Source organism: Rhizobium sp. NLR8a (assembly GCF_019685235.1).
In the GTDB taxonomy this organism is placed as follows: Bacteria; Pseudomonadota; Alphaproteobacteria; order Rhizobiales; family Rhizobiaceae; genus Rhizobium.
In genome coordinates, this window is record NZ_JABDWI010000017.1 from 65,140 (window position 1) to 91,707 (window position 26,568).

The 26,568-nt window shown below is 60.8% G+C and carries 25 protein-coding genes and 1 riboswitch; of the genes, 16 read left to right on the forward strand and 9 right to left on the reverse strand.

Annotation, left to right across the window (positions count from 1 at the left end):
- Positions 1 to 87 precede the first annotated feature (87 nt).
- The gene (locus HJC04_RS27925) at positions 88 to 1,461 is read left to right on the forward strand and encodes a class II 3-deoxy-7-phosphoheptulonate synthase (RefSeq protein ID WP_210631078.1); all 1,374 of its coding nucleotides are present in this window, start codon (positions 88 to 90) and stop codon (positions 1,459 to 1,461) included.
- Positions 1,462 to 1,515: 54 nt separating this feature from the next.
- Here the strand turns inward: HJC04_RS27925 and HJC04_RS27930 are convergent, their stop codons facing one another.
- Complete coding sequence (locus HJC04_RS27930) at positions 1,516 to 3,354, reverse strand: ABC transporter ATP-binding protein (protein ID WP_221147598.1); 1,839 nt, start codon at positions 3,352 to 3,354, stop codon at positions 1,516 to 1,518.
- Between the two features lie 306 nt (positions 3,355 to 3,660).
- Between HJC04_RS27930 and HJC04_RS27935 the strand changes: the two genes are divergently transcribed.
- On the forward strand, positions 3,661 to 4,062 hold the full coding sequence (locus HJC04_RS27935; RefSeq protein ID WP_210631080.1) for a GFA family protein: 402 nt from the start codon (positions 3,661 to 3,663) through the stop codon (positions 4,060 to 4,062).
- Positions 4,063 to 4,079: 17 nt separating this feature from the next.
- Here the strand turns inward: HJC04_RS27935 and HJC04_RS27940 are convergent, their stop codons facing one another.
- Positions 4,080 to 4,610: a DUF1003 domain-containing protein gene (locus tag HJC04_RS27940; RefSeq protein ID WP_221147599.1), complete on the reverse strand. Its 531-nt coding sequence runs from the start codon at positions 4,608 to 4,610 to the stop codon at positions 4,080 to 4,082.
- Between the two features lie 189 nt (positions 4,611 to 4,799).
- Here HJC04_RS27940 and HJC04_RS27945 point away from each other — a divergent pair, with 189 nt between their 5' ends.
- The 3 genes from HJC04_RS27945 to HJC04_RS27955 all read left to right on the forward strand — a co-directional run bounded on the left by HJC04_RS27945 (position 4,800) and on the right by HJC04_RS27955 (position 7,992).
- Positions 4,800 to 6,479, forward strand: coding sequence for an NAD+ synthase (locus HJC04_RS27945; protein WP_221147600.1), 1,680 nt, complete (start codon positions 4,800 to 4,802; stop codon positions 6,477 to 6,479).
- Between the two features lie 26 nt (positions 6,480 to 6,505).
- The gene (locus tag HJC04_RS27950; protein ID WP_221147601.1) at positions 6,506 to 7,336 is read left to right on the forward strand and encodes a hypothetical protein; all 831 of its coding nucleotides are present in this window, start codon (positions 6,506 to 6,508) and stop codon (positions 7,334 to 7,336) included.
- Between the two features lie 89 nt (positions 7,337 to 7,425).
- Positions 7,426 to 7,992: a hypothetical protein gene (locus HJC04_RS27955; protein WP_221147638.1), complete on the forward strand. Its 567-nt coding sequence runs from the start codon at positions 7,426 to 7,428 to the stop codon at positions 7,990 to 7,992.
- A gap of 226 nt (positions 7,993 to 8,218) precedes the next feature.
- Here the strand turns inward: HJC04_RS27955 and HJC04_RS27960 are convergent, their stop codons facing one another.
- The 3 genes from HJC04_RS27960 to HJC04_RS27970 form a co-directional block, all read right to left on the reverse strand.
- Complete coding sequence (locus HJC04_RS27960; RefSeq protein ID WP_221147602.1) at positions 8,219 to 9,286, reverse strand: 3-deoxy-7-phosphoheptulonate synthase; 1,068 nt, start codon at positions 9,284 to 9,286, stop codon at positions 8,219 to 8,221.
- Positions 9,287 to 9,618: 332 nt separating this feature from the next.
- Complete coding sequence (locus tag HJC04_RS27965) at positions 9,619 to 10,200, reverse strand: hypothetical protein (RefSeq protein WP_221147603.1); 582 nt, start codon at positions 10,198 to 10,200, stop codon at positions 9,619 to 9,621.
- Positions 10,201 to 10,258: 58 nt separating this feature from the next.
- Complete coding sequence (locus tag HJC04_RS27970) at positions 10,259 to 12,136, reverse strand: HAMP domain-containing methyl-accepting chemotaxis protein (protein WP_221147639.1); 1,878 nt, start codon at positions 12,134 to 12,136, stop codon at positions 10,259 to 10,261.
- A gap of 322 nt (positions 12,137 to 12,458) precedes the next feature.
- Positions 12,459 to 12,646: riboswitch (cobalamin riboswitch) on the forward strand.
- A gap of 41 nt (positions 12,647 to 12,687) precedes the next feature.
- Between HJC04_RS27970 and bluB the strand changes: the two genes are divergently transcribed.
- Entirely contained in the window at positions 12,688 to 13,377 is a 690-nt protein-coding gene (gene bluB, locus HJC04_RS27975) for a 5,6-dimethylbenzimidazole synthase (protein WP_221147604.1), read from the forward strand.
- Positions 13,378 to 13,380: 3 nt separating this feature from the next.
- Here bluB and HJC04_RS27980 read toward each other — a convergent pair whose 3' ends face one another.
- A complete protein-coding gene (locus HJC04_RS27980) occupies positions 13,381 to 14,478 on the reverse strand; it encodes a DUF2865 domain-containing protein (protein WP_221147605.1) in 1,098 nt (365 codons plus the stop codon).
- A gap of 259 nt (positions 14,479 to 14,737) precedes the next feature.
- On the opposite strand from HJC04_RS27980, the gene HJC04_RS27985 reads away from it, so the two are divergent.
- From HJC04_RS27985 to HJC04_RS27995, 3 genes are all read left to right on the forward strand, one after another.
- Positions 14,738 to 15,100 carry a YciI family protein gene (locus tag HJC04_RS27985; RefSeq protein ID WP_210631090.1) on the forward strand — a complete coding sequence of 121 codons (363 nt, stop codon included), beginning with the start codon at positions 14,738 to 14,740 and terminating at the stop codon, positions 15,098 to 15,100.
- On the forward strand, positions 15,097 to 16,335 hold the full coding sequence (locus tag HJC04_RS27990) for an RNA polymerase sigma factor (RefSeq protein WP_221147606.1): 1,239 nt from the start codon (positions 15,097 to 15,099) through the stop codon (positions 16,333 to 16,335). Before HJC04_RS27985 ends, HJC04_RS27990 begins: the two co-directional genes overlap by 4 nt.
- Positions 16,336 to 16,412: 77 nt before the next feature.
- Complete coding sequence (locus tag HJC04_RS27995) at positions 16,413 to 16,784, forward strand: VOC family protein (protein WP_221147607.1); 372 nt, start codon at positions 16,413 to 16,415, stop codon at positions 16,782 to 16,784.
- A 97-nt stretch (positions 16,785 to 16,881) separates the two neighbouring features.
- Here the strand turns inward: HJC04_RS27995 and HJC04_RS28000 are convergent, their stop codons facing one another.
- Complete coding sequence (locus HJC04_RS28000; protein ID WP_221147608.1) at positions 16,882 to 17,478, reverse strand: demethoxyubiquinone hydroxylase family protein; 597 nt, start codon at positions 17,476 to 17,478, stop codon at positions 16,882 to 16,884.
- 151 nt (positions 17,479 to 17,629) lie between these two features.
- Between HJC04_RS28000 and HJC04_RS28005 the strand changes: the two genes are divergently transcribed.
- The gene (locus tag HJC04_RS28005) at positions 17,630 to 18,160 is read left to right on the forward strand and encodes a ribonuclease H (RefSeq protein WP_221147609.1); all 531 of its coding nucleotides are present in this window, start codon (positions 17,630 to 17,632) and stop codon (positions 18,158 to 18,160) included.
- Between the two features lie 171 nt (positions 18,161 to 18,331).
- Here HJC04_RS28005 and HJC04_RS28010 read toward each other — a convergent pair whose 3' ends face one another.
- On the reverse strand, positions 18,332 to 18,973 hold the full coding sequence (locus HJC04_RS28010) for a GntR family transcriptional regulator (protein WP_221147610.1): 642 nt from the start codon (positions 18,971 to 18,973) through the stop codon (positions 18,332 to 18,334).
- Positions 18,974 to 19,148: 175 nt separating this feature from the next.
- On the opposite strand from HJC04_RS28010, the gene HJC04_RS28015 reads away from it, so the two are divergent.
- The 6 genes from HJC04_RS28015 to HJC04_RS28040 are packed head-to-tail and all read left to right on the forward strand — an operon-like array spanning position 19,149 to position 23,989.
- The gene (locus HJC04_RS28015; RefSeq protein ID WP_221147611.1) at positions 19,149 to 20,573 is read left to right on the forward strand and encodes a M20 family metallopeptidase; all 1,425 of its coding nucleotides are present in this window, start codon (positions 19,149 to 19,151) and stop codon (positions 20,571 to 20,573) included.
- A complete protein-coding gene (locus HJC04_RS28020) occupies positions 20,566 to 20,877 on the forward strand; it encodes a hypothetical protein (RefSeq protein ID WP_210631097.1) in 312 nt (103 codons plus the stop codon). Before HJC04_RS28015 ends, HJC04_RS28020 begins: the two co-directional genes overlap by 8 nt.
- Positions 20,874 to 21,593: an ABC transporter permease gene (locus HJC04_RS28025; RefSeq protein ID WP_210631098.1), complete on the forward strand. Its 720-nt coding sequence runs from the start codon at positions 20,874 to 20,876 to the stop codon at positions 21,591 to 21,593. The genes HJC04_RS28020 and HJC04_RS28025 overlap by 4 nt, the downstream gene beginning before the upstream one ends.
- Positions 21,593 to 22,333 carry an ABC transporter permease gene (locus HJC04_RS28030; protein WP_221147612.1) on the forward strand — a complete coding sequence of 247 codons (741 nt, stop codon included), beginning with the start codon at positions 21,593 to 21,595 and terminating at the stop codon, positions 22,331 to 22,333. The genes HJC04_RS28025 and HJC04_RS28030 overlap by 1 nt, the downstream gene beginning before the upstream one ends.
- The gene (locus HJC04_RS28035; protein WP_221147613.1) at positions 22,330 to 23,097 is read left to right on the forward strand and encodes an ABC transporter ATP-binding protein; all 768 of its coding nucleotides are present in this window, start codon (positions 22,330 to 22,332) and stop codon (positions 23,095 to 23,097) included. Before HJC04_RS28030 ends, HJC04_RS28035 begins: the two co-directional genes overlap by 4 nt.
- A gap of 34 nt (positions 23,098 to 23,131) precedes the next feature.
- Positions 23,132 to 23,989 carry a transporter substrate-binding domain-containing protein gene (locus tag HJC04_RS28040; RefSeq protein WP_221147614.1) on the forward strand — a complete coding sequence of 286 codons (858 nt, stop codon included), beginning with the start codon at positions 23,132 to 23,134 and terminating at the stop codon, positions 23,987 to 23,989.
- 79 nt (positions 23,990 to 24,068) lie between these two features.
- Here HJC04_RS28040 and HJC04_RS28045 read toward each other — a convergent pair whose 3' ends face one another.
- Positions 24,069 to 26,381 carry an NADP-dependent malic enzyme gene (locus HJC04_RS28045; RefSeq protein WP_210631102.1) on the reverse strand — a complete coding sequence of 771 codons (2,313 nt, stop codon included), beginning with the start codon at positions 26,379 to 26,381 and terminating at the stop codon, positions 24,069 to 24,071.
- Between the last annotated feature and the right edge of the window lie 187 nt (positions 26,382 to 26,568).

Genomic DNA, 26,568 nt, shown 5'->3' on the forward strand with positions numbered 1-26,568 from the left:
GCCTTTGCAAGCTTGATCTAAAGGTCTATAAGCCGCCGGATATTAAGACAGGGCATCCGAGGATTGGATGTGAGTGAGGTTAGTAAGATGGCAGAGAACTGGACCCCGAGCAGCTGGCGGCAAAAACCGATCCTGCAGGTTCCCGAATATCCCGATGCAGCCGCTTTGGCGGCAACAGAGGCCACTCTTGCCAGCTATCCGCCGCTCGTCTTCGCAGGCGAAGCGCGCCGCCTGAAGAAGCATCTCGCCAATGTCGCTGAGGGCAATGGATTCCTGCTGCAGGGTGGCGACTGCGCCGAGAGCTTCGCCGAACACGGCGCCGACAACATCCGCGACTTCTTCCGCGCTTTCCTGCAGATGGCCGTCGTGCTGACCTTCGGGGCGCAGCTGCCGGTCGTCAAGGTCGGCCGCATCGCCGGTCAGTTCGCCAAGCCGCGCTCCTCGAATGTCGAGAAGCAGGGTGACGTGACGCTTCCGGCCTATCGCGGCGACATCATCAACGGCATCGAGTTTACCGAGGAGTCGCGGATTCCGAACCCCGAACGCCAGGCCATGGCCTACCGCCAGTCGGCCGCGACGCTGAATCTTCTGCGCGCCTTCGCGATGGGCGGCTACGCCAATCTCGAAAACGTGCATCAGTGGATGCTCGGCTTCGTCAAGGACAGCCCGCAGGGCGAGCGTTACCGCAAACTTGCCGACCGCATCAGCGAAACCATGGATTTCATGAAGGCGATCGGCATCACTTCGGAAAATCACCCGAGCCTGCGCGAGACCGATTTCTTCACCAGCCATGAGGCGCTGCTGCTCGGCTACGAGGAGGCGCTGACCCGCGTCGATTCCACCTCGGGCGACTGGTATGCCACGTCGGGCCACATGATCTGGATCGGCGACCGCACGCGCCAGGCCGACCATGCGCATGTCGAATATTGCCGCGGGATCAAGAACCCGATCGGACTGAAATGCGGCCCGTCGCTGCAGGCCGACGATCTGCTGCAACTGATCGACATTCTGAACCCCTCGAACGAGGCCGGGCGTCTGACGCTGATCTGCCGCTTCGGACACGAAAAGGTCGCCGAAAACCTGCCGCGCCTCATCCGCGCCGTCGAGCGCGAGGGCCGCAAGGTCGTCTGGTCGTGCGATCCGATGCACGGCAACACGATCACGCTTAACAACTACAAGACACGTCCCTTCGAGCGGATCCTGTCGGAAGTCGAAAGCTTCTTCCAGATCCACCGCGCCGAAGGCACGCATCCCGGCGGCATCCATGTCGAGATGACCGGCAAGGACGTGACGGAATGCACCGGCGGTGCCCGGGCCGTCACCGCCGACGATCTGCAGGACCGCTACCACACGCATTGCGATCCGCGCCTCAACTCCGACCAGGCGCTCGAACTCGCCTTCCTGCTTGCCGAGCGCATGAAGGGCGGCCGAGATGAGAAGCGCATGGTTGCAAACGGCTAAGCCAGCCGGAAACGTGATAAAAAACCCGGCGCGATGCCGGGTTTTTTGTTGCCTTCAGATGCTCGCCTGAATGCTGTGCAGGTTGGCATAGACACCGCCCTGCGCCATCAGATCATCATGCGTGCCCTGTTCGACGATGCCGTCGCCGGTCAGGACCAGGATGCGGTCGGCATGTCGCACTGTCGACAGCCGGTGGGCGATGACCAGGGTGGTGCGGCCGTTCGCCAGAGTGAGCAGCGCCTGCTGCACCGCCCGTTCGCTCTCGTTGTCGAGGGCGCTGGTCGCCTCGTCGAAGATCAGGATTTCCGGATCTTTCAGGAAGGCGCGGGCGATCGTGATGCGCTGGCGCTGGCCTCCTGACAGTTTGACGCCGCGCTGGCCGATATCGGTATCATAGCCATTGGGCAGGGCCATGATGAAGTCGTGCGCATTGGCGGCGCGGGCAGCCGCCTCCAGCTCGGCATCGGTCGCATCCGGCCTGCCGTAGCGGAGGTTTTCCGCGACGGTGCCGGCAAAGAGATAGACGTCCTGCTGCACCACGCCGACATGGCGCCGGAGCGAGGCCAGCGTCACGTCGCGGATATCGATTCCGTCGATGCGGATCGCTCCGGCGTCGATATCGTAGAAGCGCGGTATGAGCGCGCAGAGCGTGCTCTTGCCGACCCCCGAAGGCCCGACCAGGGCGACGAATTCTCCGGGGGCGATGGTGAGGGAAAGCCGCTCCAGCACCCTGGGACCATCGGCTTCGTAGCCGAAGGCGACGTCGGAAAAACTGATCTCGCCCCTCGGCACCGGCATCGGACGGGCGTTCGGCCGGTCGGTGATATCGGGATCGATCTCCAGGATTTCCATGGCTCTGATGAAGCCGGTATAGCCTTCCTGCCAGAGGCGCACGAAATTGGCGAGCCGCTGCACGGGATCAACCAGCACGCCGACGCAGAGCAGGAAGGTCAGCATATCCGGGACGGTCAGGTCCGCCGCCAGGATGCGCAAGCCTCCTGCGATGATTACCAATATGGTAACGAGCTGGGCGAAGGTTTCGGTGCCGACCGAAAACCACGCCTCGCTGCGGTAGCCTTCGGCGCGGCTTTGCAGAAAACGCTGGTTTTGCGCGGCGAAGCGCTGCCGTTCCAGTGCCTCGTTGGCGAAGGACTGGACGACACGGATGCCGGCGAGCGCATCTTCGACACGCTCGTTGACGGCGGCGATCTGCCGCTTGCTGGCTTCGAGCGCACGGTTCATGCGCCGGTTGAAATAGAGCGCATAGACCACTGCCACCGGAGTGAGCAGCAGGATGAGAGTCGCCAGCAGCGGATCGATGAAGAACAAGACCAGCATGGCCCCGCCATATTTCAGAACGGCAATGGAGAGATCCTCCGGGCCGTGGTGAAAGAGCTCGCCCAGCCAGAGGGAGTCATTGGTGATGCGGCTCATTAGCTGGCCGGTGCGCTGGCGGTCGTAGAAGCTGAACGAGAGTTTCTGGCAATGCTCGAAGAGTTCCTGCCGCACTGTCGCTTCGATGCGGGCGCCCATGACATGTCCGCGATAATCGACGAAGAAGATCGCCGCTATCTGGACCGCGAGAACGGCAAGCATCACACCGCCCATCGCAAGGATCTGAGCGAAGGCCTGCGGGGTGTCCGGTAGAGCAAGAAGCCGGCTCGTGACGATGTTGGCGCAGAGCGGCAAGGCAACCGCCGTGCCGGCGACGAGGATGGCGCAAAGCAGATCCGCAAGCAGCAACGGCAGATGCGGACGGTAATAGGAGATGAATTTGCGCATTCGCGACCGGCGCCGCTCGCGGTCGGCGGCTTTCCAATCGCCCCGGAAGAGGTTCAGAAAGAGGTTATGGCGTCGCGAGCTTTTCCTCGCGCGGGAGAACGGAGTATGCATGAAGCAGAATGTCCTTGTGGGCGATGTTTCCTTTCTGTTTGGACAGGGTCGCTCTCATTTCAGTCTCCCGGCGGTTGAATAAATCGAGGCTATAGTATCACCGAGAACGGCGTCCGGTTCAACGCGGTGACGATAGGAGATGGGCCGGTGTGGTCGATGGGCAACAGCGAGGGGTCGCCAGCCATGCTTGGGCGAGTGCCGCTTTTGGCGTGCACCTTCAAGATTTCTGATCGCTCGTTCAGGGGAATGGATTTGACGGCAGGGCCGAGTGGCCGCACTTTCTCCAGGAGCGAGGAGAGAACGATCATGCGCGAACAAAACACAGGCGGCTGCCTTTGCGGCGCCGTGCGATATTCAATCGCGGCGAAGCCAGGACCGGTGGTTGGCTGCCATTGCTCGCAATGCCGCCGGCAGACGGGATTTTACTATGCCGCGGTCAACGTGCCGCGCGCCTCTCTTTCGATCGAGGGAGCAGAAGCCATCCGCTGGTATCGGTCCAGCGAAGAGGCGCAGCGCGGCTTCTGCTCGAATTGCGGCTCGGCATTGTTCTGGCAGGGTGACGGACGATCGGAAGTCTCGGTGATGGCAGGCACTTTCGACGAACCGAGCGGCCTCACCTTCAGCCACCATATCTACTGCGCCGACAAGGGCGATTTCTACGAGATATCAGACGGTCTGCCGCAATATGACAGGTATCCGCCTGGTTGATTTGAGGATGCCTCGCGTCAGGTCTTGGTCGCGAGCGCGGCAGTGAGACGCGCGACGTCTTCGCGCAGCGCCGTCAGTTCGGTCAGCACGCTCATGTCGATCTTCTGATGCAGCGAGAGCACTTCGAGTTCGGCCTTGAGGTTGACTTCGTAATCCTTGGCGGCCTCGAAGCGGTCGCGCTCGGCCTGGCGGTTCTGCGACATCATGATGATGGGCGCCTGGATGGCGGCGAGCATTGACAGGATCAGGTTCAGGAAGACGAAGGGGTAGGGGTCGAAAGCGCCACTCGCCAAAACGATGGTATTGATCACCGTCCAGACGACGAGGAAGGCCAGGAAGCCGAGGATGAATGACCATGAGCCGCCGACACGGGCGATGCTGTCGGCGACACGTTCTCCAAACGAGGCCTCGGCAGAAAAGGCGGCGTTGACGTCGGTCGAGATGATCTTGCGCTCGTGCGCTTTCGTCAGCACGCGCTTTTCGGTGTCGCCGAGTTCTTCGGCCGGTTTGTCGAAATGATGGTGCACGAAATTCGAGAGATTATTCATGGCCTGTTTCCGATGACCGTTATCGATGTTGCCGCTTTCGCGCGTCAGTATTCCGCTCCGCCGGTAAATTGCAATGCATCGGTGCCGTAAGCCTTCAGCGCGCCTGTTCACAAAAAATTCGTGAGCCCGATGCAACGCTTTGGCCGCGAACGTGTTGCGGTAACGGGAGCCGCAGGCTAAACAGATGACATGACACAGGAAAACGCTCTCTCCGATATCTTCCGCATCGCGATCGGCCAGCTCAATCCAACGGTCGGCGATGTCGCCGGCAATCTTGCCAAGGCACGTGAAGCGCGCGCCGAGGCAGCCCGAGAGGGCGCGCACCTACTCGCGTTGACCGAGCTTTTCATCTCCGGCTATCCGCCGGAGGACCTGGTGCTGAAGCCGGCCTTCATCCGCGCCTGCTGGAACGCGGTGGAAAGCCTTGCGGCCGACACCGCCGATGGCGGGCCGGGCGTCATCATCGGATTCCCCAGGCAGGATGAGACGGGGCGCTATAATTCTGTTGCCGTGCTCGACGGCGGCAAGGTCGTCGCGGTGCGCGACAAGGTCGATCTGCCGAATTACGGCGAGTTCGACGAGAAGCGGGTCTTCGTGCAGGGGGCCATGCCGGGGCCGGTGAATTTCCGCGGCGTGCGGCTCGGCATTCCGATCTGTGAAGATATTTGGGGCGAACTCGGCGTTTGCGAGACGCTTGCCGAAAGCGGGGCGGAGATACTGCTGTCGCCCAATGGTTCTCCCTATTATCGAGGCAAGGTGGATATCCGGCATCAGGTGGTGCTGAAGCAGGTGCTGGAGACCGGCCTGCCGCTGATCTATGCCGCCCAGCTCGGAGGCCAGGACGAGCTCGTGTTCGATGGGGCGAGCTTCGCCTTCAACGCCGACAAATCGCTCGCCTTCCAGATGAGCCAGTTCGAGACGGCGCTTGCAGTGACGACCTGGAAACGTCGGGAAGCAGGTTGGCACTGCGCCGAAGGGCCGATGGCGCGTATCCCCGAAGGCGAGGAGGCCGATTACCGCGCCTGCCTGCTCGGCTTCCGCGACTACGTCAACAAGAACGGCTTCAAAACCGTCGTTCTCGGCCTTTCCGGCGGCATCGACTCGGCGATCTGCACAGCGATCGCGGTCGATGCTCTCGGAGAGGAGCGGGTGCGAACGGTCATGCTGCCCTATCGCTACACCTCGGAAGATTCACTGAAGGATGCAGCCGACTGCGCCAAGGCGCTCGGTTGCCGTTATGACATCGTACCGATCGAGCAGCCAGTAACCGGATTCAGCAGCGCGCTGTCCAACCTCTTCGAGGGTACAGAGAGTGGTATCACCGAGGAGAACTTGCAGAGCCGCGCGCGCGGCGTCATCCTGATGGCGATCTCCAACAAGTTCGGCGCGATGGTGGTGACGACGGGCAACAAATCGGAAATGTCGGTCGGCTACGCCACGCTCTATGGTGACATGAACGGTGGCTTCAATCCGATCAAGGACCTCTACAAGATGCAGGTCTATGCGCTGGCGCGCTGGCGCAACGAGAATGTGCCGCCGACTGCGCTGGGGCCGTCGGGCGAGGTAATCCCGCAGAATATCATCGACAAGGCGCCATCGGCCGAGCTGCGTCCCGATCAGAAGGACCAGGACTCGCTGCCTCCTTATCCCGTTCTCGACGATATTCTCGAGTGCCTGGTGGAGAAGGAGATGGCGGTTGAGGAGATCGTCGCGCGCGGCCATGACGTCGCGACCGTTCACCGGGTAGAGCACCTGCTCTATCTCGCCGAATACAAGCGCCGGCAATCGGCGCCGGGCGTGAAGATCACCAAGAAGAACTTCGGCCGCGACCGGCGCTATCCGATCACCAACCGATTCCGCGATCGCTGACGTAATCGACATATCGGGGAGGCAATATGCGAAGCTCGGTCGAGATCTACAATGTCAGGACGGGCAGGGCTCGCGAGGTCTGGCAGACGGACAGGCTGGTGGAAGCGCCGAACTTCTCGCCCGATGGTTCCTATCTCCTGCTCAACGGCGACGGGCTGCTCTTCCGGCTGCCGCTCAATGGCGGCGAGGTAGTCAAGGTCGATACCGGCTTTGCCGTCAACTGCAACAATGACCATGGTATCTCGCCTGATGGCACCGAGATCGTCATCTCCGACAAGACCGAATTCGGCAAGTCAGCGATCTATATCCTGCCGATCGAAGGCGGCACGCCGCGGCTCGTCACTCAAAACCAGCCATCCTACTGGCACGGCTGGTCGCCGGACGGGCGTCAGCTGGCCTATTGCGGCATTCGCGACGACCTCTTCGATATCTATACCATCTCCGTCGATGGCGGCGTCGAGACGCGGCTGACCCATGGCGAGGGTCGTAACGACGGGCCGGATTATTCCGCCGACGGGCAATGGATCTATTTCAACTCCAGCCGCACCGGGCTGATGCAGATCTGGCGCATCCACCCCGATGGCACGGGTCTCCAACAGGTGACTTCGGATGATCAAGTGAACTGGTTCGCCCATCCGTCACCCAGCAATGACAAGGTGCTGATCCTGTCCTACGACCCATCGGTTTTCGACCATCCGCGCGACCTCGACGTGCGGCTGCGGCTGATGGATATGGACGGCGGCAACCTGAAGACGCTGTTCGAGCTTTTCGGCGGGCAGGGCACGATCAACGTGCCCTGCTGGTCACCGGATGGTGATGAGTTTGCCTATGTCAGGTATTTTCCGGTGAGATCTTGAAAGCGGCGCACCGCCATTTGATGATGGGGCGGTGGGAATTTGATGATATCGAGAGACCGCCTACTGAGGATGAATCTGGAGGTATAGACTTGCTGGCTGTCTTGAGATGGGCGTGGACGCTGCGTGGTTTCACGATCGCCGGCTCCGTGGTGGGAATGGGTTTCACGCTCGCAGGATGTTCATATCTTTTTGTCCGCGGGGTCGAGGGAAGCTACCTCGCAACGGGTACTCCGGTGCTCGGAAAGGTGATCGCAAGTAACGAGAGTGAGCAGACGGGGGGAACGATTGAGATTGGCTCGGCCGAAAGGCAGCAATGCAAGGGTCGCTACAGCGTGTCGCAGGTGAAGACAAATTTCTGGAAGCTGGAGACCGGCGAGCGAACCTATCGCGGGAAGATCTACTGTCTGGATGGTCGAGCAGGGGCGTTTGAACTCATATCGAAGGATAAGGGGAAAACCGGCTCGATCACCGGCGAAATCAATGGCGAGGAATTTCAACTCGATATGTTCGAATCGAAGAGCCGTGAGTGCATGACGGACGAATGCAGATGGGGCTTGAAGTGGACTTACGAAAAAGAGCGCGACGATATGCGTACCTATTACAGGGTCGCGACTGAACACGAGCCCGATTCAACGGATCCATGGCTGCTCTATTAAATCTGCTCCTATTCCGCGTGCTGCTGATCAGGCCCGGACCCCACCCATGATGGCGGGCGGTGGGTTAGTAACCCACGTTGCTCGTGCCAGTTTCAAATCGGAACTTGGATCGATCAACTGGGCGTGAGTTATGAGCCGTATCCGGTAGGCGTAGCCGTGAGATAACGGGGTTGGCCCCACCGCCCTGTTAGGCGGTGGGTCTGCTCGCCGTGCTTGATGTTGTCTGTCAGGCTGCGACGGCTGCCTTGCGCCGCTCGCGGGCAGCTTTCGCCAGATCTTCCAGCACGCCAACAGACATATCCCAGTCGATGCAGCCATCGGTGATCGACTGGCCGTAGACCAGCGGCTTGCCGGGAACGAGATCCTGGCGGCCGGCGACAAGGTTGCTTTCTACCATCATGCCCTTGATATGATGGTTTCCGGCGGCGATCTGCGAGGCCACGGAATGGACGACGAGCGGCTGGTTCATCGGATCCTTGCCACTATTGGCATGGCTGGCGTCGATGAGGATGCGGGGGACGACGCCGAGTTTAAGGCATTCCGCTGTGACGGCTTCGACATCAGCCGCCTCGTAATTCGGCCGCTTGCCGCCGCGCAGAATGATGTGGCAGTCCTCATTACCCTTTGTCGAAGCGATTGCCGCCTGTCCGTCCTTGGTGACGGCCGGGAAGTGATGCGGCTGTGAAGCGGCCAGGATCGCGTCGAGCGCGACGCGTGCGCCGCCGTCGGTGCCGTTCTTGAAGCCGATCGGACAGGAGAGGCCGGAGGCGAGCTGGCGGTGGATCTGGCTCTCGGTCGTGCGCGCGCCAATCGCGCCCCAGCTGACGAGGTCGGCAATGTATTGCGGCGTGATCGTCTCAAGGAATTCGACGCCGGCGGGAAGGCCCATCGCATTGATGTCGAGCAGCAGGCGTCTGGCAGTCCTCAGTCCTTCCTCGATACGGTAGCTGCCATCGAGGTGCGGGTCGTTCATCAAACCTTTCCAGCCGACCGTGGTGCGGGGCTTTTCGAAATAGACGCGCATGACGATTTCCAGATCACTGGAGAAGCGCTGTCGCTGCTCGGCCAGCCGCGAGGCATATTCGAGCGCGGCAACCGGATCGTGGATGGAGCAGGGGCCGATGACGACGATCAGGCGGTCGTCTTCAGCCTTGAGGATCTGGTGGATGGCACTGCGGTTGCTGGTCACCGTCTCGCTGACTGAAGCGGTTCGGGGAATTTCCGCGATGATATCGGCGGGTTTGGTCAGTGGGGTGATCTCGAGGATACGCAGATCATCGATGGTATCGGACACGGCATGGCTCCTGTTTGGTCATACCGTGCGGAACAAAAAAGCCGCCAGGTAGACTAGCGGCTGTTCGGGTGGTCGTCGCGTCGAATTCAGTTACGCACGGACCCGCATCCGCTGAGAGCAGCGGTACGAATAAAATCGCGAGGCGTAAATTGAAGTCGTCGACATGGCGCGTATGTAGCGTCGCCGCCGTCCATTGTCACGCAAAATTTGCGAGCTGAAACCACCGTTCGAGGGAGCGGCTTCCTGGTTCGGGAGGCAAAGCGTATGGCCCGGAAGCGTCCACTTCCGGGCCATACGGTCTATAATTCGCGCGAAAAATGCATATGCCGAAATCAGAGGGCGTCGACGTTCACGCCGACGGTGACCGCGCCGATCGGCGTTCCCGCTTCGTCCGAGATCGTGATGCTTGCCTGCGACTGCAGTGTCTGGGTCGATTCGTCCTTTTCGATCTCGTCGACAAAGACGGCATCCTTGCCGGCGCCGAAGGACTTCTGGAATTTCGCCTCGTCGCCCTGCCAGTAGTCGGAGGTGACGTCGCTTTGACCGACATTCAGCCCTTTTGCGTCCATGACAAAGATCTCGGTAATCTTGCCGCCAGACGCTTCTTTCTTCGCCTGAAGGAATTTCGACAGCGCATTGCCAAGCACGCCATCGATCATGGAATGGTCGGAACCGTCGACCTCGCCACGCCATTTCTTGTCGAGAGCGTCGATGTCGGCTTCGCTCAGCTTGGCGTTCGCAGTGTCCTGCGCCTTGATGGCCTCGATGATGGCGGGATCGTTCAGCCAGGGCTTCACGTCGCTCTTCACGTAGTCGGCGATAGGGGCAAGCTTGGCATCCTCAGCCATCGATACGCTCATGGGCGCGACGATAGCGGCAGAGGTGAAAAGCAATGCGGTCACAACTCTCTTCATAACTGTTCCCTTCCTGTGATCAGTTGCTGAAAAATAAAGTCTCGTCGGGGGGGCGGCGTCAGAACTCCTCCCAGGCACCGGGAGAAGCGGCAACGGCTGCATTTCCTGCAAGCCGCGGCACGACGGTTCTGGTTTCCGGACGAGATTGACTGGCGCTCGGCTGGACCGGCCTGGGCTGACTCGCCAAGGATGCGCCGACGAGGAACCGGCCGGCCGAATCCTGCAGCCGGCGTCCCTGCGACAGCAGCTCTTGGCAGGCCGCGTTCGTTTCTTCGACCATGGCCGCGTTCTGCTGCGTCGCATGATCCATCTGGTTGATCGCGCCGTTGATTTCCTGCAGACCGGTCGCCTGCTCGCGATAGGACTGAACGAGGGTAGCGATGCTGTCGCTGATGCGGTTGATCTGCTCCTCGATCTTCAGGAGAGCGTCGCCAGTCTCGTTCACCAGCCCGACGCCGGCAGCAACCTCTTGGCCGGAAACGTTGATCAGGTTCTTGATTTCCTTTGCCGCATTTGCCGAGCGCTGGGCGAGTTCACGAACCTCCTGTGCGACAACCGCAAATCCCTTGCCGGCCTCGCCGGCGCGTGCGGCCTCGACGCCGGCATTCAGCGCCAGCAGATTCGTCTGGAATGCGATTTCGTCGATGACGCCGATGATGCGGCCGATCTGACTGGAGGAGGTTTGGATCCGGTCCATCGCGCCGATCGCGTCGCGCACCACCGTCGCCGAGACGTGAGCACCTCGCTTGGTTTCCTCGACCAATTGTCCAGCATTTTCAGCCCGCTGCGACGATGTTTTGACTGTCGTCGTCACTTCATCTAGTGCCGCAGCGGTCTGTTCCAGTGCTGCCGCCTGCTGTTCGGTCCGTTTGGCCAGCTGATCTGCGGAGGAAGCCAGCTCGCTCGATCCGCCCTCAACCGCGACGGAAGCGATCTTTATCTCTGTCAGCGCGGCTGCGACGGCCTGGACCATGTTGTTGAAGTCCTGCCGCAATTTATCGAATTCAGGGCCGAGATCGGCAAGCTGGATCGAGAAGTCGCCGGCGGCCAGTCTTTCCAATGCGTTCGCAAGAGTGGTCATCACCAGCCGTTGCCTGTTGCCGGCTTCTTCCGTCAGCAATGCGTTGCGGGCCCGTTCGGCGTCGAACGAGGCGGTCTGCTCGGCAGTGACTTGCTCTCTTTCGACCTTTGCGATCGCCTCGTGACGGAAGACCTCCAGCGCACGGGCGAGGAAGCCGATTTCGTCGCCATTCTCCTTGTAGGCGACGGAGGAGGCGAGGTCGCCATTCTGCAGCGCGCCAATTCGTTTGCTGAGGATCCTGAGCGGCCTGCCAACGAGGCTGCGCATGGCGAGGAGGAAAGCGATGACGGCGAGAGCGGTGATGGCGGACTGCGTGAGCAGCGAAACGAGGACCTTCTGGCGGACTTCGGAAGTGATTTTTTCGACAGACCAGTTCGTGACGATGTAGCCGGTTGTCTTGCCCGACTTGTCCAGCGGCAGCGGCGCGATAATCGTGACCAAACCGGCGGACATTCCGCTGTCATCGATCGTCGTTTTGTCGGGTTTTGCGCTGAGGCGGGTCGCCAGGTCGGCCGGCGTTGGCAAACCGGAAACGCCGTCGCGGGTCCAGCTGTCGACGGCAGCGAGCTCTGCGTTGAATGCGGCAAATTGCACAAGATCGAGCGAGGGATCGTCACGATACAGCGAATAAGCCTCGCGAACGGCGTTCGCCTTGCCCCATTTGACGCCGCCGGCGGCCAGAGATGCAAACTGCTCCGCATCCTTGGACCAATTTGCGTGGGCGCCATCAACCAGCGCCCGGGTTTCATACATCCATGTATAGGTGGCCAAGGCGGAAATGCCGCAGAGATTGACGGCAACGATAATCGCCGCCAGCTTGGCTGTCAGGGGCATCGTTTTCAAGAATTGGAACATCCGTGGAGCCTGGAATTGCGGCTCGGTCGACCATCTTCGCGACCGGCATATCAGCACGGCATCGACGCTGACGGTCACATCACGAGCGCTCATGCCCATGTCGGAGTTTGCGACCCAAAACGCGCAAAGGCAGTGTGGATTTGATGTGTGAATAAATCATAAAGTAGAGGAGGATGGGCGGGCACACAGAGGCTGTTTCCTCCTGCGACCAAAAGATCGCCGAGGAGGGGGTTGTCTGCCCGGTGATCCGCCCCTCGATCAGCCATATGCAGCCGTGGTTTCAGGTTCGGTCTGCGTGCACTTGCCGCCGCGTCGGTTTCCTGAAATAGATGCGCCGTCAGGTGCCCGCCGTCCAGGCGGGAGAATCGGGAATCCGGTGCAAGGCCGGAACGTGCCCAACGCTGTAAGGCCGACGTCTGCCGCTTCATCGCGCCACTGGCTTTTGCCGGGAAGGCTGCGGCAGATGGATGAAGCCAAGTCAGAAGACCGGCCTGGCGAGATAGACCCAACCCGCGCGGACGGCGGGCGGTTGCGTTGTTGGGGATTTGACGATGCGACCCTTTGATGCGGATGCCCTTTCGGCGGCGTCCGGTTTTTCGCTGGCCGAGCGCGAAGCCGTGTATCACGCGATCATGACGCGGCGTGACGTGCGCAGCCAGTTCCTGCCCGATCCGTTGCCCGACGACATCGTGGCGCGGCTCCTGACAGCCGCCCATCATGCGCCGTCGGTCGGCTTCATGCAGCCATGGAATTTCATTCTGGTGAATAGTCCAGCTGTCCGTGCGCGCGTGCGCGACGCCTTTGCCAACGCCAACGAAGAGGCGGCGTCGATGTTCGAAGGCGAGCGGCGGCAGGCCTATCGATCCCTCAAGCTCGAAGGCATCGTGGAGGCGCCGCTCGGCATATGCGTGACCTGCGATCCCACTCGCGGCGGCAGCGTGGTGCTGGGACGGACGCACAATCCGCGGATGGATTCCTATTCGACCGTTTGCGCCATCCAGAACCTCTGGCTTGCGGCCCGCGCCGAAGGGGTCGGCATCGGCTGGGTCAGCATCTTTCGTGAAGGCGACCTGAAATCAATTCTCGGCATACCCGAGCATATCGAGGTGGTCGCCTGGCTATGCGCCGGCTTTGTCGATCGGCTTTATGATGAACCGGAACTCTCGGTCAAAGGCTGGCGGCAGCGGCTGCCGCTCGAGGAACTGGTTTTCCACGACGGATGGGGACGCAACGACCCTTAGCAATTACTGCTGTTGTGGTTGCGGGCCCGGCGTCGCCGGATTGGCAAGGTCGATCGAGCCCTGGTCGCCAGCAAGGAATTGCGGGCCGACCTGACGGACCTTGTTCTGCGTGGGGTCGTAGGGACGTTCGGGAACGGATGGCTGCGGCGGGACTGCTGCTGCCGCAGTATCTTTCGCCGGCGGATTGGTGCGGACCGTCGTGATCGAGCCCTGCTGCGGCGGTTCGCTCAGGGTCTGCTTGCCGCGCATCTCCTCGTAATAGGCGGTCAGATTGCAGGCGCAGGTATTTTTCTCGCCGGGAGCGCGGTTCTTGTAGGCAAAGGCGTTCTTCATGGCGCTATAGGGCGCGCCTGTTGCGACCGAGATCATGTTCGAGGCTTCGGTGCTGGTCACGTCGCGATAGAAGAGCTCGGTCTCGATGCCGGGGCACATCTTGGCGCAGGTCTGCGCATCGCGGCCGAAATCGACCGAGGTGGTGTTCGAGCTGATCGGGAAGAAGCCGCCGTCGCAGCTGCGAACGCAAATGGTGCTGACCGGCGAAAACATTTCGGCCCTCGGCAGGCCGTAAAATGGATCGGCCTCTTCACCGCCGCCAAGCGGGATGAAGGTGTCGGTGCGCATCGCCTGTTCCTCGACGCTTGGGGCAGGATCGCTGGCGCTGCGCTCGGTCGGGGCATAGAAATTGTCGCTGCTGCAGCCATTGCGTTCGAGTGCCGCCGTCAATTCCCGGCGCGCGTCGTCATCGCCGGCCTGGCTGCGCAACTCGTCGCGCTGATCCTGGAGATAACGGATATTGTCGACCATCCGGGCTTCGGCATCAGAAAGCTCGGCGCAAAAATCGGCATTCTCGCCGCCGATCACCACCATGCTACCCGAGGTGCAGCCATAGCTGCGCAGATCGTTGCGGACCTTGCGCAGCTCGAGGTTCTGCTCGGCGATTGCGCTGGCATATTGGCGCGCTTCCTGCCCGTTATTGTTGCCGATCGATCGTGGTAGGTCGGCCAGGCGACCACGCAGGTCGTTGCAGACGGCGCTGCTCTGTGCGGCAGCCGGCGATGCCAGCGCAAGCACAAGAGCAAGAGACAGGTTTCGGCGTTTCACGGCATCGTCCGGAAGTGAGAAAGTGTCGATCGGTCAAAGGTGGCGTCCATTCGCCGTACCTTGTCTCTTAAGGTATTTCTCTTAATAAGCTTGGATCAATTCCTAGCGCATTTTCGGGATTTTATCCAGAAGATGCGGGCAACAGCGTTGCCCCGGCGACGGACACTGCAGCCGTTAACAGCAGTTCCCTTCTTCATCCGAATTGTTATTCTCCCAGCTCGCTCCTGCTGGGGATTGGTTTTCACTGGGGATAAAGCAAATGCGCTACATGCTGATGCTGCATGCGGACGAAGCTGCCGGGAAGTCCATAGCGCCCGAGGACATGGCGCGCTTCATGGGCCAGATGTATGCCTATCAGCAAGCGCTGGAGAAAGCGGCAGCATTCGTCTCCAGCAATGCCCTGGTCGGTTCCTCTGAGGCGAGTGTCGTTCGCGTTCAAGGGAATGACGTCAGTGTTCTGGACGGCCCTTATGCGGATGTTCGCGAACAGTTCGGTGGGTACTTTATCATAGACGTTGCCGATATGGACGAAGCCAACAAATGGGCGGCGCGCTGCCCTGCTGCGTCCTGGGGAACGGTTGAGGTTCGTCGCATCAGGGATGCGTCGGAACATGCAGGATGACGGTTTCGGGTTCCACCGTTGCCCGAGGTGTAGCAGAGCGAGTGGCGCGCGAGAGCTATGGTCGCCTCGTCGCCTATCTTGGCGCGCGCTTGGGTGATATCGCGTCCGCCGAGGATGCGCTCGCGACTGCTTTCCTCACGGCTCTCGAAAAATGGCCTGTCGATGGCGTGCCCGATAACCCCGATGCCTGGCTGTTGACGATCGCGCGCAGGCGCAAGCTCGACGACTGGCGCAAGGACAAAGTGAAGGCGAAGAGCGCCGATCGTCTTACCCTCATCGCCGAGGAACTCTCGGCAGCGGCGGAAATGGATGAGGAAATTGCGGACAGGCGACTGGCGCTCATGTTTGCCTGCGCACATCCTGGCATCGATGCCTCCGCGCGAACGCCGCTGATCCTCCAGACCGTGCTGGGCCTGACCGCTGCAGACATCGCCGCGCGGTTTCTCGTCTCTCCAAGGGCCATGGGCCAGAGGCTCGTAAGAGCCAAGGCGAGGATCAGGGATGGGAAAATTCCGTTCCTCGTGCCGGAAAAGGAGGAACTATCGCACCGGCTGCCGCCGATACTCGCCTCCATCTACGCCGCCTATACCAGCGGGTGGATGGACATCGACAGGGCGGAAGCGCTTGGACAAGAGGCAATCTGGCTTGCAAGCGTGGTCGTATCCCTGCTTCCGCACGAGCCGGAGCCGAAAGGTCTTCTTGCGCTGATGCTTTATACGGAGGCGCGGCGATCATCCCGCAGGGGCCCCTCCGGTGCATTCGTACCGCTGGACAGCCAGGATGTCGGACTTTGGGATCACGAGCAATTGCGCCTCGCCGAGGGTCTCCTGCGAGACGCCAACGCAAAGGGTGCGACTGGCCGCTACCAGATTGAGGCGGCCATCCAATCTGCCCATGTCGTGCGCCGTTTGAGCGGCATCTCAAACTGGCAGGCCGTCGTTTCCCTCTATGATGTGCTGGGCAGGATTGCTCCGTCGCCCGTCGTGACGCTCAATCGGTCCGTGGCTCTCGTGCGGATAGGGCAGGCGGACGCGGCCCTTGGTGACATATATGCGCTTGCCGGCGACCCGCGAATGGCCGACTACCTGCCGTACTGGACGGCCCGAGCGCAAATTTGCGCCGATCTCGGAAGGCATGTCGAGGCGGCGGAAGCTTTCACGGTCGCTATCGGATTGTGTTGGTCGGAGGCAGAACGGCACCACCTTGAAGAACAGCGCTCAAAAGTTTTGTGTTGACTGCGAGCTTTTTTGCGCGGCCTGTCGAAATCGAGAACTCCTGCACGACATCCATTTGTCCAACAAAGGAGTACGACATGACCACCACTTCAATAGCAGTACAGAGCATCTTCGCTTCCGCCACCGTTTCCGACTTTGACGAGGCACTCATCTGGTATGAGAAGCTCATGGGGCGCCCAGCAGATAGCAGGCCGATACCAGGCATGGCTCAGTGGCGTAACATGGGTGGGGCCGGCCTGCAGGTCTGGAAGGATGACAAACGCGCCGGCAACGGGATCATAACGATCGTCGTCCCCGAGCTCGAGGTTGAGCTCGAAAGGCTTTCGCGTCAGGGCTTGCAACTCGCCAACAAAATCGAAGGCGACTTTGGGCTCGTGGCTCAGATATTCGACGGTGAGGGCAACCGGATCAACCTGGCCGAGCCTCCCAAGCCACCTGCGAAGAACTGACTTCGCCGTCTCAATTAAGCCCTTTGGCCCAGAGCAATGCCTGCTTTGGGCCAATACCGGTGATGACTGAATGGCGCCAGAAGCGGCTGCCAGACCATCAAACACCCTTGGAGCGCGCCATTTCGGCACGCATCCAGCTTGAGTCTCCCCATGTCGAGAGCCAGATCATCAGGTCCGTGAGCGCGGCGATGACTGGCAGAAGCAGGGCGTGGCCGATGCCGCGTTTCGTCTGGTTCCTCTCAGCCTCCCTGAGATGCGCCAACTCCTCTTCTTGGATCGAGGCGATGAGGCCGTGAAGCTGTGGATCGCGGCTCTTGAGGAGGATCAATTGATCTTCGAGATGGCGGTGAACTGTGCTTTCAACCGCCTCGGTGCAGACCCAGACCATGTTACGCCCGCCGAGGGCCGTCAGGAAACCGAGCAGATAACCGCCGAGGCTCCAGAATGCCGTGACGCGACATGGCTTGGCATTCCTGGATGGCATCGCGTCGCGAAACAGGCGGCAATGCTCGATCTCGTCGTCCCGAATTTCGCGAAGTGCGGGCCCGATCTCAGGAAACAGCCGACGGGCCATCCAGATCTGTGCCCCGTAGATGCGAATTGCGCCGAATTCGCCGGCGTGATTGACCTTGAGAATACGGCGAACGGTTACGGCATGATCCCGCTTGCCGGCCCTGCTCAACGGATTGTCCATGGCGCTGCCCCTCACAGTTTCCCATCGGCAGTAGGCGCTGTCGGCCCCACGGTCGTCAATAGTTGACACAAGGGAACGTTCAATTCCAATGTCGGCTTCGGGTGGCCGTCGCAAATCGCGCCGGTCCGGGCGGGGCGCAGCGAAGGCGAAAATGGCGGGCATTTCCAATGAGCTAGGCTCCTCCACAACGACGGCCGGACTACCGAAAAGCCACGGTCTCCACGTCTTTGTGGACGGTTGTTATGACCCCGGTTCCGGGCACGGAGGCTGGGCCTTCGTCGCCTATCGCGAGGTTGCGGAAATCGCGTCCAGCTTCGGCGGTATGCGTGATTCCGCCAATAATTCGATGGAATTGACCGCCGTCTTGAAGGCAATCATGTGGATCAATAGCGAAGCAACGGGCGAAGCAGCGACCATCTGGTCGGATTCGATCTATGCCGTCAAAGGCTGCAACGACAGGCGGCACATTTGGAAGAATAACGGCTGGAAGAAAAGCAGTCCGAATGGGAACGCCCGAAGCCGGACGATCGCTAATGCGGAACTCTGGAAAGCGGTCGATCTTCAATTCTCGCAGAACGCCCTGGTGACCATTGCCTGGTGCAAGGGCCATTCCGGCATAGCCGGCAACGAACGCGCGGATGAGCTTGCGGATGGAGGGCGGCTGTCGGTACGAGGTGCATGATATGGGGATATCAACTGGCTGCGGATGGTTGAGATGGCACGGCGCCAAAACTGCAGGCGGTTCCATTGCATAAAAGCCACGAGGTCATGCCGGAGGTGGCGAAAAATGCACCCTCCAGCGATTTCCGGTTATCCCAAGTTCCAGCAACAGCTGCCGCGTCATCGAGGCCGATCAAGCTTGAAGAATGTGCCTGCGCGTCAGCTCCATCAGACCATCGGTGTCGCGTCTCTCTATCGCATCGACCATCTGTTGATGTTCGCGACCGGATTGCTCGATGCGGGCGCGCGTTCGCCACTGCGACACCGGCGCAGAGGATGTCCGCTGCCGAATCTCCGTGATCAGTTCCACGAGTTCCTGGTTGCCTGCGAGAGCAAGCAGATGGCGGTGGAAGGCGAGATTGGCTTCGTAAAGTTCAAGCATGGTGCCGTTCAGCACCAGATCGTCGAAGCGTGAAGCTAGAACCCGTAAGTTCGCAATATCCGTCTCGCTCGCATTCGCGACGATGCGGTCGCTGACGGCAACTTCGAGGATGACGCGAATGTCGCTGACCTCCTGGGCGCGGCGCCCGTCTTGCTCATGGACATGATAACCTCGATTGGGGACATGCTCCACCAGTCGCTTCTGCACCAATCTGTCGAGAGCTCTGCGGACCTCGGGTCGCGTACAGTTATACCGCCTTTCGAGATCGATCTGCTTCAACCAGGTTCCAGGCGGGAGACGGCCGGCAAGGATATCCTGGAGAATGAGTTCGGTCACATCGGAGGTTTGCAGCTCTTGTGCTTGCACCATCGCTCCGCTTTCCAGCGAATTCATGCAGTTCTCCCCAGCCCGATTTCGGCGATGACTATCATAGCTCTCCCCCGGCCAACAACGAGGCCGATTGACAGCGTCGAAAAATATTCCTGCTCATGGCTTGCGTGTCCGACTCAATTGGAGCATAAAATTGGCGCCAATTTGATTACCATTATACGAGGCGGGTTGTAAATCCATGCAGAACTCCGATGCGGTTTGGGAAATAGTCGAGAGAAAGCGCGCGTCGTTCTTCGAGTTGAGTGATCGCATCTGGGATATTCCCGAGACCAATTACCTCGAATATCAATCCGCCGAAGAGCACGCCCGCATGCTGGAAAGGGAAGGCTTTCGTGTCGAGCGCGGCATTGCCGGTCTGCCGACAGCAGTCATGGGAGAGGCAGGCGAGGGTGGCCCGGTCATTGCAATTCTTGGCGAGTTCGACGCGCTGCCGGGACTGAGTCAGGAGGCCGGTATTGCCGAGCAGCGCCCCTTGGTCGACGGCGGCAATGGTCATGGCTGTGGCCATAACATGCTCGGAGCCGGATCCATGCTCGCTGCCGCCGCGATCAAGGATTTCCTGGCCGAAAGCGGCTTGAAGGGAAGGGTGCGCTATTACGGATGCCCGGCCGAGGAAGGCGGCTCTTCGAAGGGCTTCATGGTGCGCGCCGGCGTTTTCAACGACGTCGATATCGCGATCTCCTGGCATCCGGCAGCCTTTGCCGGGGTCAATAACCCCATTTCGCTCGCCTGCAATGAGATCAATTTCCATTTTTCGGGCCGCGCATCGCATGCCTCCGCCACACCGCATCTCGGCCGTAGCGCTCTCGATGCGGTGGAGCTTATGAATGTCGGCGTCAACTATATGCGCGAGCACATGCCTTCGACCGCGCGCATCCACTATGCTATCACTGATGCGGGCGGCGGGGCGCCTAACGTCGTGCAGGCGCGCGCGACGGTACGCTATCTCGTCCGCGCGAGGACCTTGCCGGAACTCCTGTCTCTGGTCGCCCGCGTCAAGAAGGTTGCCGAAGGTGCGGCTCTGATGACCGAGACGGCCGTCCGCAGTGAAATCGTCAGCGGCGACGCCAACCTCGTCGGCAATACACCACTCGAAGAATGCATGTTCTCGCATCTGCAGCGCCTTGGCCCGCCCGTGTTCGATGACGCGGATCGAGAAATGGCCCGCAAGTTCCAGCAGACCTTCAATGCAGAGGATATCGCAGCGTCCTATGGTCGTTTCGCGCTGAAACCGAAGGAGGACCAGCCGCTCTGCGAGGAGATTTTTCCGTTGAATGCCGGTGACGGCACATTGGTCGGTTCCACCGATGTCGGGACCGTCAGCTGGGTGGTGCCGACCGTGCAGATGCGAGGAGCTACCTATGCTGTCGGAACGCCAGGACATTCCTGGCAGCTGGTTGCGCAAGGGAAGCTGCCGGCTGCCCACAAGGGAACCGAACACGCGGCCAAGGTGATGGCGAGCACGGCCGCCGATCTCATCGGTAACCCCGGATTGATCGAAGCTGCCAAGGCCGATCACAGGGCGCGTCTGGAGCGGACGCCTTTCATCAATCCGATCCCGGATGACGTTGAGCCGCCATTGCCGGAGCAGGCTGATGCCTAACCAGGACTTGCAGCCCGATCGTGAACGCCTGACAGCGCTTATCCGCGAGTTTGCCCGTCGGGTGAAATTGTCCGGAACGCGGGAGGAGCTCGAGAGCTTTCTGCATCTGAAGGACCGGCCGGTGTCTCCTCTGCCGATGCTCGGCGAACGGCCGAATTTGAACGACAAGTCCAAGGCCGATCCGGTGATTGCCGGAATCGGCGAAGCCCTCAAAGGCAAGACGGTCGGCGTCGTTCAGTCGACCAGCCACGCTATGACAATGTCAGTTCCTGCAAAAACATGCTCTTCCGGGGCAGCAACATGAGCCAGCCTGGTTTTTTCGAGCTTGCCGGCTTCGGTCCGGATGGCTGGGGCCATGCTCTTCTAGCCGGAGCGTGGATGACCATCCTTGTTGCAATCGCCGGCTATGCCGTCGGCGCCTGTATTGGGACGCTTGGGGCATGGGCCAAGATTGCAGGTAACGGCTTTGCTCGCGCAGTCGCCGACGCTTATACAACGGTGCTGCGGGGCATTCCCGATCTGCTGGTCATCTATCTCTTCTATTTCGGCGGTAGCGCCGTGGTTACGGCGGTGGGCCGGCTTTTCGGCGCCGAAGGTTTCCTCGGCTTTCCGGGCTTTCTTGCCGGCTCCCTCGCCGTGGGCGTCACCTCCGGCGCTCAGTTCACGGAAGTGCTGCGAGGTGGTTTCAAGGCGGTCCATCCGGGTGAGATCGAGGCGGCTATCGCCTGCGGCATGCCGCGCTGGCTTCGTCTGCGGCGGATCGTTGCGCCGCTGACCCTACGTCACGCGCTTCCCGGTCTCGGCAATGTCTGGCAGGTCGTCCTGAAGGAGTCGGCACTGGTATCGATCACCGGTGTTGCCGAGCTCCTGCGCCAGGCCCAGGTCGGCGCGGGGTCGACCGGGCTTCCATTCGATTTCTACCTGATGGCCGGCGCGATCTACCTGATGATCTCGACAGTTTCGAGCCTCGTCATCCGGCAGGCGGAGCGGCGCCTGTCGCGCGGCGTGAGGAGGGCGTGATGGACTGGCCCTTTCTCCAGGAAACATTTCTGAGCCTGGTCTTCGCAATTCCGCTGACGCTCGAGCTTGCCGTGACGTCGATCTGCCTTGGGGCCATTCTGGCGATGCTGCTGGCGCTTGCCCGCCTCTCCTGTGTGGCAGCGCTGGACTGGTTCGCGCGGCTCTATGTCTTTGTCTTCCGCGGCACGCCGCTCTTGGTGCAGATATTTCTCATCTATTATGGTCTCGGTCAGTTTCCAGCCATACGGCACAGCGTCTTCTGGCCGTTTCTCCGCGATCCTTACTGGTGCGCGGTTCTGGCGCTGACCTTGAATACCGCGGCCTACGCCAGCGAGATCATTCGCGGCGGCATGCTCTCGGTACCGCACGGTCAAGTCGAGGCTGCCCGCGCCTGCGGCATGAACCGTTTTCTGATGTTTCGCCGGATCGTCCTGCCGCTGGCAATCCGACAGGCATTGCCCGGATACGGCAACGAGATGATCTCGATGGTCAAGGCGACATCGCTTGCCTCGATCATTACGCTGATGGAGGTAACCGGAGTTGCCGCGAAGATCATCTCCGAGACCTACCGGGCAATCGAGGTCTTCGTTGTCTCCGGGGCCATCTATCTCGCCCTCAATTTCTTGCTGACGCGTCTCATTCAATTCGCCGAGTACAGGCTTAGCCCGCATTTGCGCGCGCCTCCTCCCGTCAACCGAGAGAATGCCGTTGTGGCGATCCCTGCAGGAGAACATCGATGACGGCTACACCAATCGCCCTCAGCGTGCGCGACATGCACAAGAGCTTCGGGCCTGTACAAGTCATCAAGGGCATCTCCCTTGATGCTTTGGAAGGCGATGTCGTCTCCATTGTCGGTTCGTCCGGCTCCGGGAAATCGACGTTCCTGCGTTGCATCAATCTGCTGGAAACGCCGGATTCCGGTGAAGTGACCGTTGCCGGCGAAACGATCTCGATGCAGCGCAATGCCGGAGGCGCACACCGGGCGACGGATCGATGGCAGGTCGACCGTATCCGCTCTCAGCTCGGCATGGTGTTCCAGAGTTTCAATCTCTGGTCTCACAAGACGGTCCTGGAAAACCTTATCGAGGCGCCGATCCATGTTCAGCGCCGTTCACGCGCCGAATGCATCGAGGAAGCTGAAGCTTTGCTCGCCAAAGTCGGCATCGCCGATAAACGCAATTGCTATCCCGCTCATCTTTCCGGCGGCCAGCAGCAGCGCGCCGCCATTGCCCGCGCGCTCGCCATGCATCCAAAGGTGATGCTCTTCGATGAGCCGACATCGGCGCTCGATCCGGAGCTTGTGGGAGAGGTTCTGCGCGTCATGCGCGCCTTGGCAGAGGAAGGGCGCACCATGCTGGTCGTCACACATGAGATGGGATTTGCGCGCGACGTCTCCAGCCGCGTTGTCTTTTTACACAAGGGTCTGGTCGAGGAAGAGGGCAAACCTCAGGATGTCTTCTCGAATTCGAAGTCGGAGCGCTTCCGCCAGTTCATCAATCAATAGTTCATCAGGCTCAATCAAGAAGGGGAACTCAAGTATGAAATACCTGACCGCAATCATGGCCGCGATCACTATGGTCGCCACCTTAGCCGTTTCCACGGCGGCACGCACCGAGGAGAAGAACTGGACACATGTGACGATTGCGACCGAGGGGGCGTTTCGGCCGTGGAACTTCACCAAGGCAGACGGTAGCCTGGATGGTTACGAAATCGAGCTGATCAAGTATTTTTGCGCCCATATGAAGGTCGAATGCACGACCGTGATCCAGCCTTTTGACGGTATGATCCCGGCCCTGAATGCCGGAAAGTTCGACGCAATCATTTCGGGGATGTCTGCAACCGCCAAGCGTGAGGAGGTCATTGCCTTCAGTGATTCCTACGGCACGACCGGGCAGACCTTTGCGACATTGAAAGACTCCCCGCTTGCCACTCTGCCTTTGAAGGGCAAGGTGTTTTCGCTCGCAACGGACGAGGCCGGCGCTGTCGCTGCGCTGAAGCAGCTCGAGCCGTTGCTCAAGGGCAAGACAATCGGCGTGCAGACTGCATCGATCGCCGCGACCTTCCTCGACAAATATTTGAAGGGCGTCGTCGATATCCGTGAGTACAAGACGACGGAACAGCACGATCTCGATCTGAAGGCCGGTCGCGTCGACCTCGTCATGGCGTCGATGGCATATCTCTCGACAGCGGCGGCAAAGCCGGGCAACGAGGATTTGATCGTCACAGGCCCTCGTTTCCAGGGCGGCATGCTCGGGCGAGGCAGCTCGGTTGGTTTGCGTAAGGAGGATATAAAACTGAAAGCCATGTTCAACGACGCGATCGCAGCAGCCAAGGCGGACGGCACGATCGTCAAGCTATCGCAGAAGTGGTTCGGCTTTGACGTAACGCCGAGGTAAAACGCGGCAGGATGCCAGCACTTGCGAAATATCTCGGCGAGTGCTGGTTATCCGTGAATCTCCTGGTCGCAAAGCCGGCTTATGCCGGCTGCGATGCCTCGACGACGGCGAGTGCGGCCATGTTGACGACGCCGCGGGAAGTGACCGAGGGAGCAAGAATGTGAGCGGGCAGGGCGGCGCCGAGCAGGATCGGGCCGACATGCAGTCCGTCTGTCATCGACTTCACCACGCCGAAGGTAATGTTGGCGGCGTCGAGGTTCGGGAAGACGAGCAAGTTCGCCTCGTCATGCAGCGTCGTATCCGGCATGACCCGCTTGCGCAGCGCTTCGGTGATGGCGCTTTCGCCGTGCATTTCGCCGTCGACTTCAAGATCGGGCGCGGTTTCACGAATGAGTTGCAGGGCGTTGCGCATCTTGGTCGCACTTTCGGATTCGCGCGAGCCGAAATTGGAATGCGAGACGAGGGCGGCGCGCGGCGTGATGCCGAAGCGGCGAATTTCCTCGGCCGCCATCACCGTCGCCTCGGCGACCTCTTCTGCGCTCGGGTTGAAGGTCACGTAAGTGTCGGTGAAGAAGGTGGCGCCGCGCTGCGAGATCATCAAGCTGAGGGCCGAGAAATCGCGGACATTCTTGCGCTTGCCGATGATCTGGCGGACGTCGCGGAGGTGCTTTTCGTAGCGGCCTTCCAGGCCGCAGATCAGCGCATCGGCCTCGCCGCGCCTCAGCGCCAGCGCGCCAATGACGGTCGTGTTGGTGCGCACGATGGTGCGGGCGGCTTCCGGAATGACGCCGCGGCGGCCGACGAGCGAGAAATAGAGATCGACATATTCGCGGAAGCGCGGATCGTCTTCCGGGTTGATGACCTCGAAATCCTGCAGTGGCCGGATGCGCAGACCGTAGCGCTTGAGGCGTGTCTCGATGACCTGCGGGCGGCCGATCAGAATCGGTTTGGCCAAGCCTTCCTCAAGCAGCACCTGGGCGGCGCGCAACACGCGCTCATCCTCGCCTTCGGAGAAGATGACGCGCTTGCGCTCGGCGGCCTTTGCCGCAGTGAAGATCGGCTTCATGACGAAGCCGGAGCGGAAGACGAAGCGGTTCAACTGATCGAGGTAGGCGTCGAAATCCTGGATCGGGCGGCGCGCGACGCCGCTCTGTTCGGCGGCCTTGGCGACGGCAGGGGCGATGCGCAGGATGAGGCGCGGATCGAAGGGGGAAGGGATCAGATAGTCGGGGCCGAAGACCGGGGTCTCGCCGGAATAGGCGCGAGCAGCGACATCGGAGGGTTCTTCGCGGGCAAGCGCTGCGATGGCGCGCACGGCGGCCATCTTCATTTCCTCGTTGATCGTCTCGGCGCCGCAATCGAGCGCGCCGCGGAAGATGTAGGGGAAGCAGAGGACGTTGTTGACCTGGTTGGCGAAGTCCGAGCGGCCGGTGCAGATCATTGCGTCGGGGCGGGCAGCGCGGGCGAGATCCGGCATGATCTCCGGCGTGGGATTGGCGAGCGCCATGATCAGCGGCTTGTCGGCCATCTGCGCCAGCAGCTCCGGCTTCAGGACGCCGGCGGCCGAGAGACCGAGGAAGACATCGGCGCCGCCGATATTTTCGGCGAGCGTGCGCGTGTCGCTCTTCTGGGCATAGACGGACTTCCATTCGTCCATCAGTTCGGTGCGGCCCTCATAGACGAGGCCTTCGATATCGTGGACCCAGATATTTTCGCGCTTGGCGCCGAGCGTCACCAGCAGATTGAGGCAAGCAAGGGCGGCCGCACCCGCGCCCGAGGCGACGATCTTGACGTTATCGATCGCCTTGCCGGCGAGTTCCAGCCCGTTCAGGATCGCGGCGGCAACGATGATCGCGGTGCCGTGCTGGTCGTCGTGGAAGACCGGGATTTTCATCTTCTCGCGCAGGCGCCGCTCGACCTCGAAACATTCCGGCGCCTTGATGTCTTCAAGGTTGATGCCGCCGAAGGTCGGCTCCAGCGAGGAAACGGTCGAGACCATCTGTTCGACGCTCGCGGCGTCGATCTCGATGTCGAAGACGTCGATACCGGCGAATTTCTTGAAGAGCACGGCCTTGCCCTCCATGACCGGCTTCGAAGCCAGCGGCCCGATATTGCCGAGTCCGAGCACGGCGGTGCCGTTGGAAATCACGGCGACGAGATTGGCGCGCGAGGTATATTCGGCTGCCATTTCCGGGTTGTCCCGGATGGCAAGGCAGGGGGCGGCGACACCCGGCGAATAGGCGAGCGCGAGATCGCGCTGGTTACCGAGCGGCTTGGTCGCCTGGATCTCCAGCTTGCCGGGGCGGGGATAGCGATGGAAGAAGAGCGCCTGCTCGTCGAGATCGCCGCCCGGCAGGTTCTTGTCCGTCTTGGATTTATCCTGGTGATCCATTGCCGCCTCCGTGCACGTCTTTTTCTGGAGTTCCCTCCATACATCAATCGGATACGGGCGACAGTATGGAAATGAGGGCTGGAAGAAGTTTTCGCGAGACGGGCGTGTCCCACGACGCCGCAGGCCGGCCGAGTATCGGCATCGCCAGTATTAATCCTTTTGGAAAACTTGTTTGACGCCCCCTGCG

Bases quoted from the DNA above. Each gene is read 5' to 3' on its own strand.
- HJC04_RS28025 (WP_210631098.1), top strand. From the start codon at position 20,874: ATGAGCCAGCCTGGTTTTTTCGAGCTTGCCGGCTTCGGTCCGGATGGC.
- HJC04_RS27990 (WP_221147606.1), top strand. From the start codon at position 15,097: ATGACGGTTTCGGGTTCCACCGTTGCCCGAGGTGTAGCAGAGCGAGTG.
- HJC04_RS27970 (WP_221147639.1), bottom strand. From the start codon at position 12,136: ATGTTCCAATTCTTGAAAACGATGCCCCTGACAGCCAAGCTGGCGGCG.
- HJC04_RS27940 (WP_221147599.1), bottom strand. From the start codon at position 4,610: ATGAATAATCTCTCGAATTTCGTGCACCATCATTTCGACAAACCGGCC.
- HJC04_RS27925 (WP_210631078.1), top strand. From the start codon at position 88: ATGGCAGAGAACTGGACCCCGAGCAGCTGGCGGCAAAAACCGATCCTG.
- HJC04_RS28010 (WP_221147610.1), bottom strand. From the start codon at position 18,973: ATGAATTCGCTGGAAAGCGGAGCGATGGTGCAAGCACAAGAGCTGCAA.
- HJC04_RS27950 (WP_221147601.1), top strand. From the start codon at position 6,506: ATGCGAAGCTCGGTCGAGATCTACAATGTCAGGACGGGCAGGGCTCGC.
- HJC04_RS27930 (WP_221147598.1), bottom strand. From the start codon at position 3,354: ATGCATACTCCGTTCTCCCGCGCGAGGAAAAGCTCGCGACGCCATAAC.
- HJC04_RS27945 (WP_221147600.1), top strand. From the start codon at position 4,800: ATGACACAGGAAAACGCTCTCTCCGATATCTTCCGCATCGCGATCGGC.
- HJC04_RS28030 (WP_221147612.1), top strand. From the start codon at position 21,593: ATGGACTGGCCCTTTCTCCAGGAAACATTTCTGAGCCTGGTCTTCGCA.
- HJC04_RS27965 (WP_221147603.1), bottom strand. From the start codon at position 10,200: ATGAAGAGAGTTGTGACCGCATTGCTTTTCACCTCTGCCGCTATCGTC.
- bluB (WP_221147604.1), top strand. From the start codon at position 12,688: ATGCGACCCTTTGATGCGGATGCCCTTTCGGCGGCGTCCGGTTTTTCG.
- HJC04_RS27935 (WP_210631080.1), top strand. From the start codon at position 3,661: ATGCGCGAACAAAACACAGGCGGCTGCCTTTGCGGCGCCGTGCGATAT.
- HJC04_RS27995 (WP_221147607.1), top strand. From the start codon at position 16,413: ATGACCACCACTTCAATAGCAGTACAGAGCATCTTCGCTTCCGCCACC.
- HJC04_RS27985 (WP_210631090.1), top strand. From the start codon at position 14,738: ATGCGCTACATGCTGATGCTGCATGCGGACGAAGCTGCCGGGAAGTCC.
- HJC04_RS28000 (WP_221147608.1), bottom strand. From the start codon at position 17,478: ATGGACAATCCGTTGAGCAGGGCCGGCAAGCGGGATCATGCCGTAACC.
- HJC04_RS28020 (WP_210631097.1), top strand. From the start codon at position 20,566: ATGCCTAACCAGGACTTGCAGCCCGATCGTGAACGCCTGACAGCGCTT.
- HJC04_RS28045 (WP_210631102.1), bottom strand. From the start codon at position 26,381: ATGGATCACCAGGATAAATCCAAGACGGACAAGAACCTGCCGGGCGGC.
- HJC04_RS28005 (WP_221147609.1), top strand. From the start codon at position 17,630: ATGGCGGGCATTTCCAATGAGCTAGGCTCCTCCACAACGACGGCCGGA.
- HJC04_RS28015 (WP_221147611.1), top strand. From the start codon at position 19,149: ATGCAGAACTCCGATGCGGTTTGGGAAATAGTCGAGAGAAAGCGCGCG.
- HJC04_RS28040 (WP_221147614.1), top strand. From the start codon at position 23,132: ATGAAATACCTGACCGCAATCATGGCCGCGATCACTATGGTCGCCACC.
- HJC04_RS28035 (WP_221147613.1), top strand. From the start codon at position 22,330: ATGACGGCTACACCAATCGCCCTCAGCGTGCGCGACATGCACAAGAGC.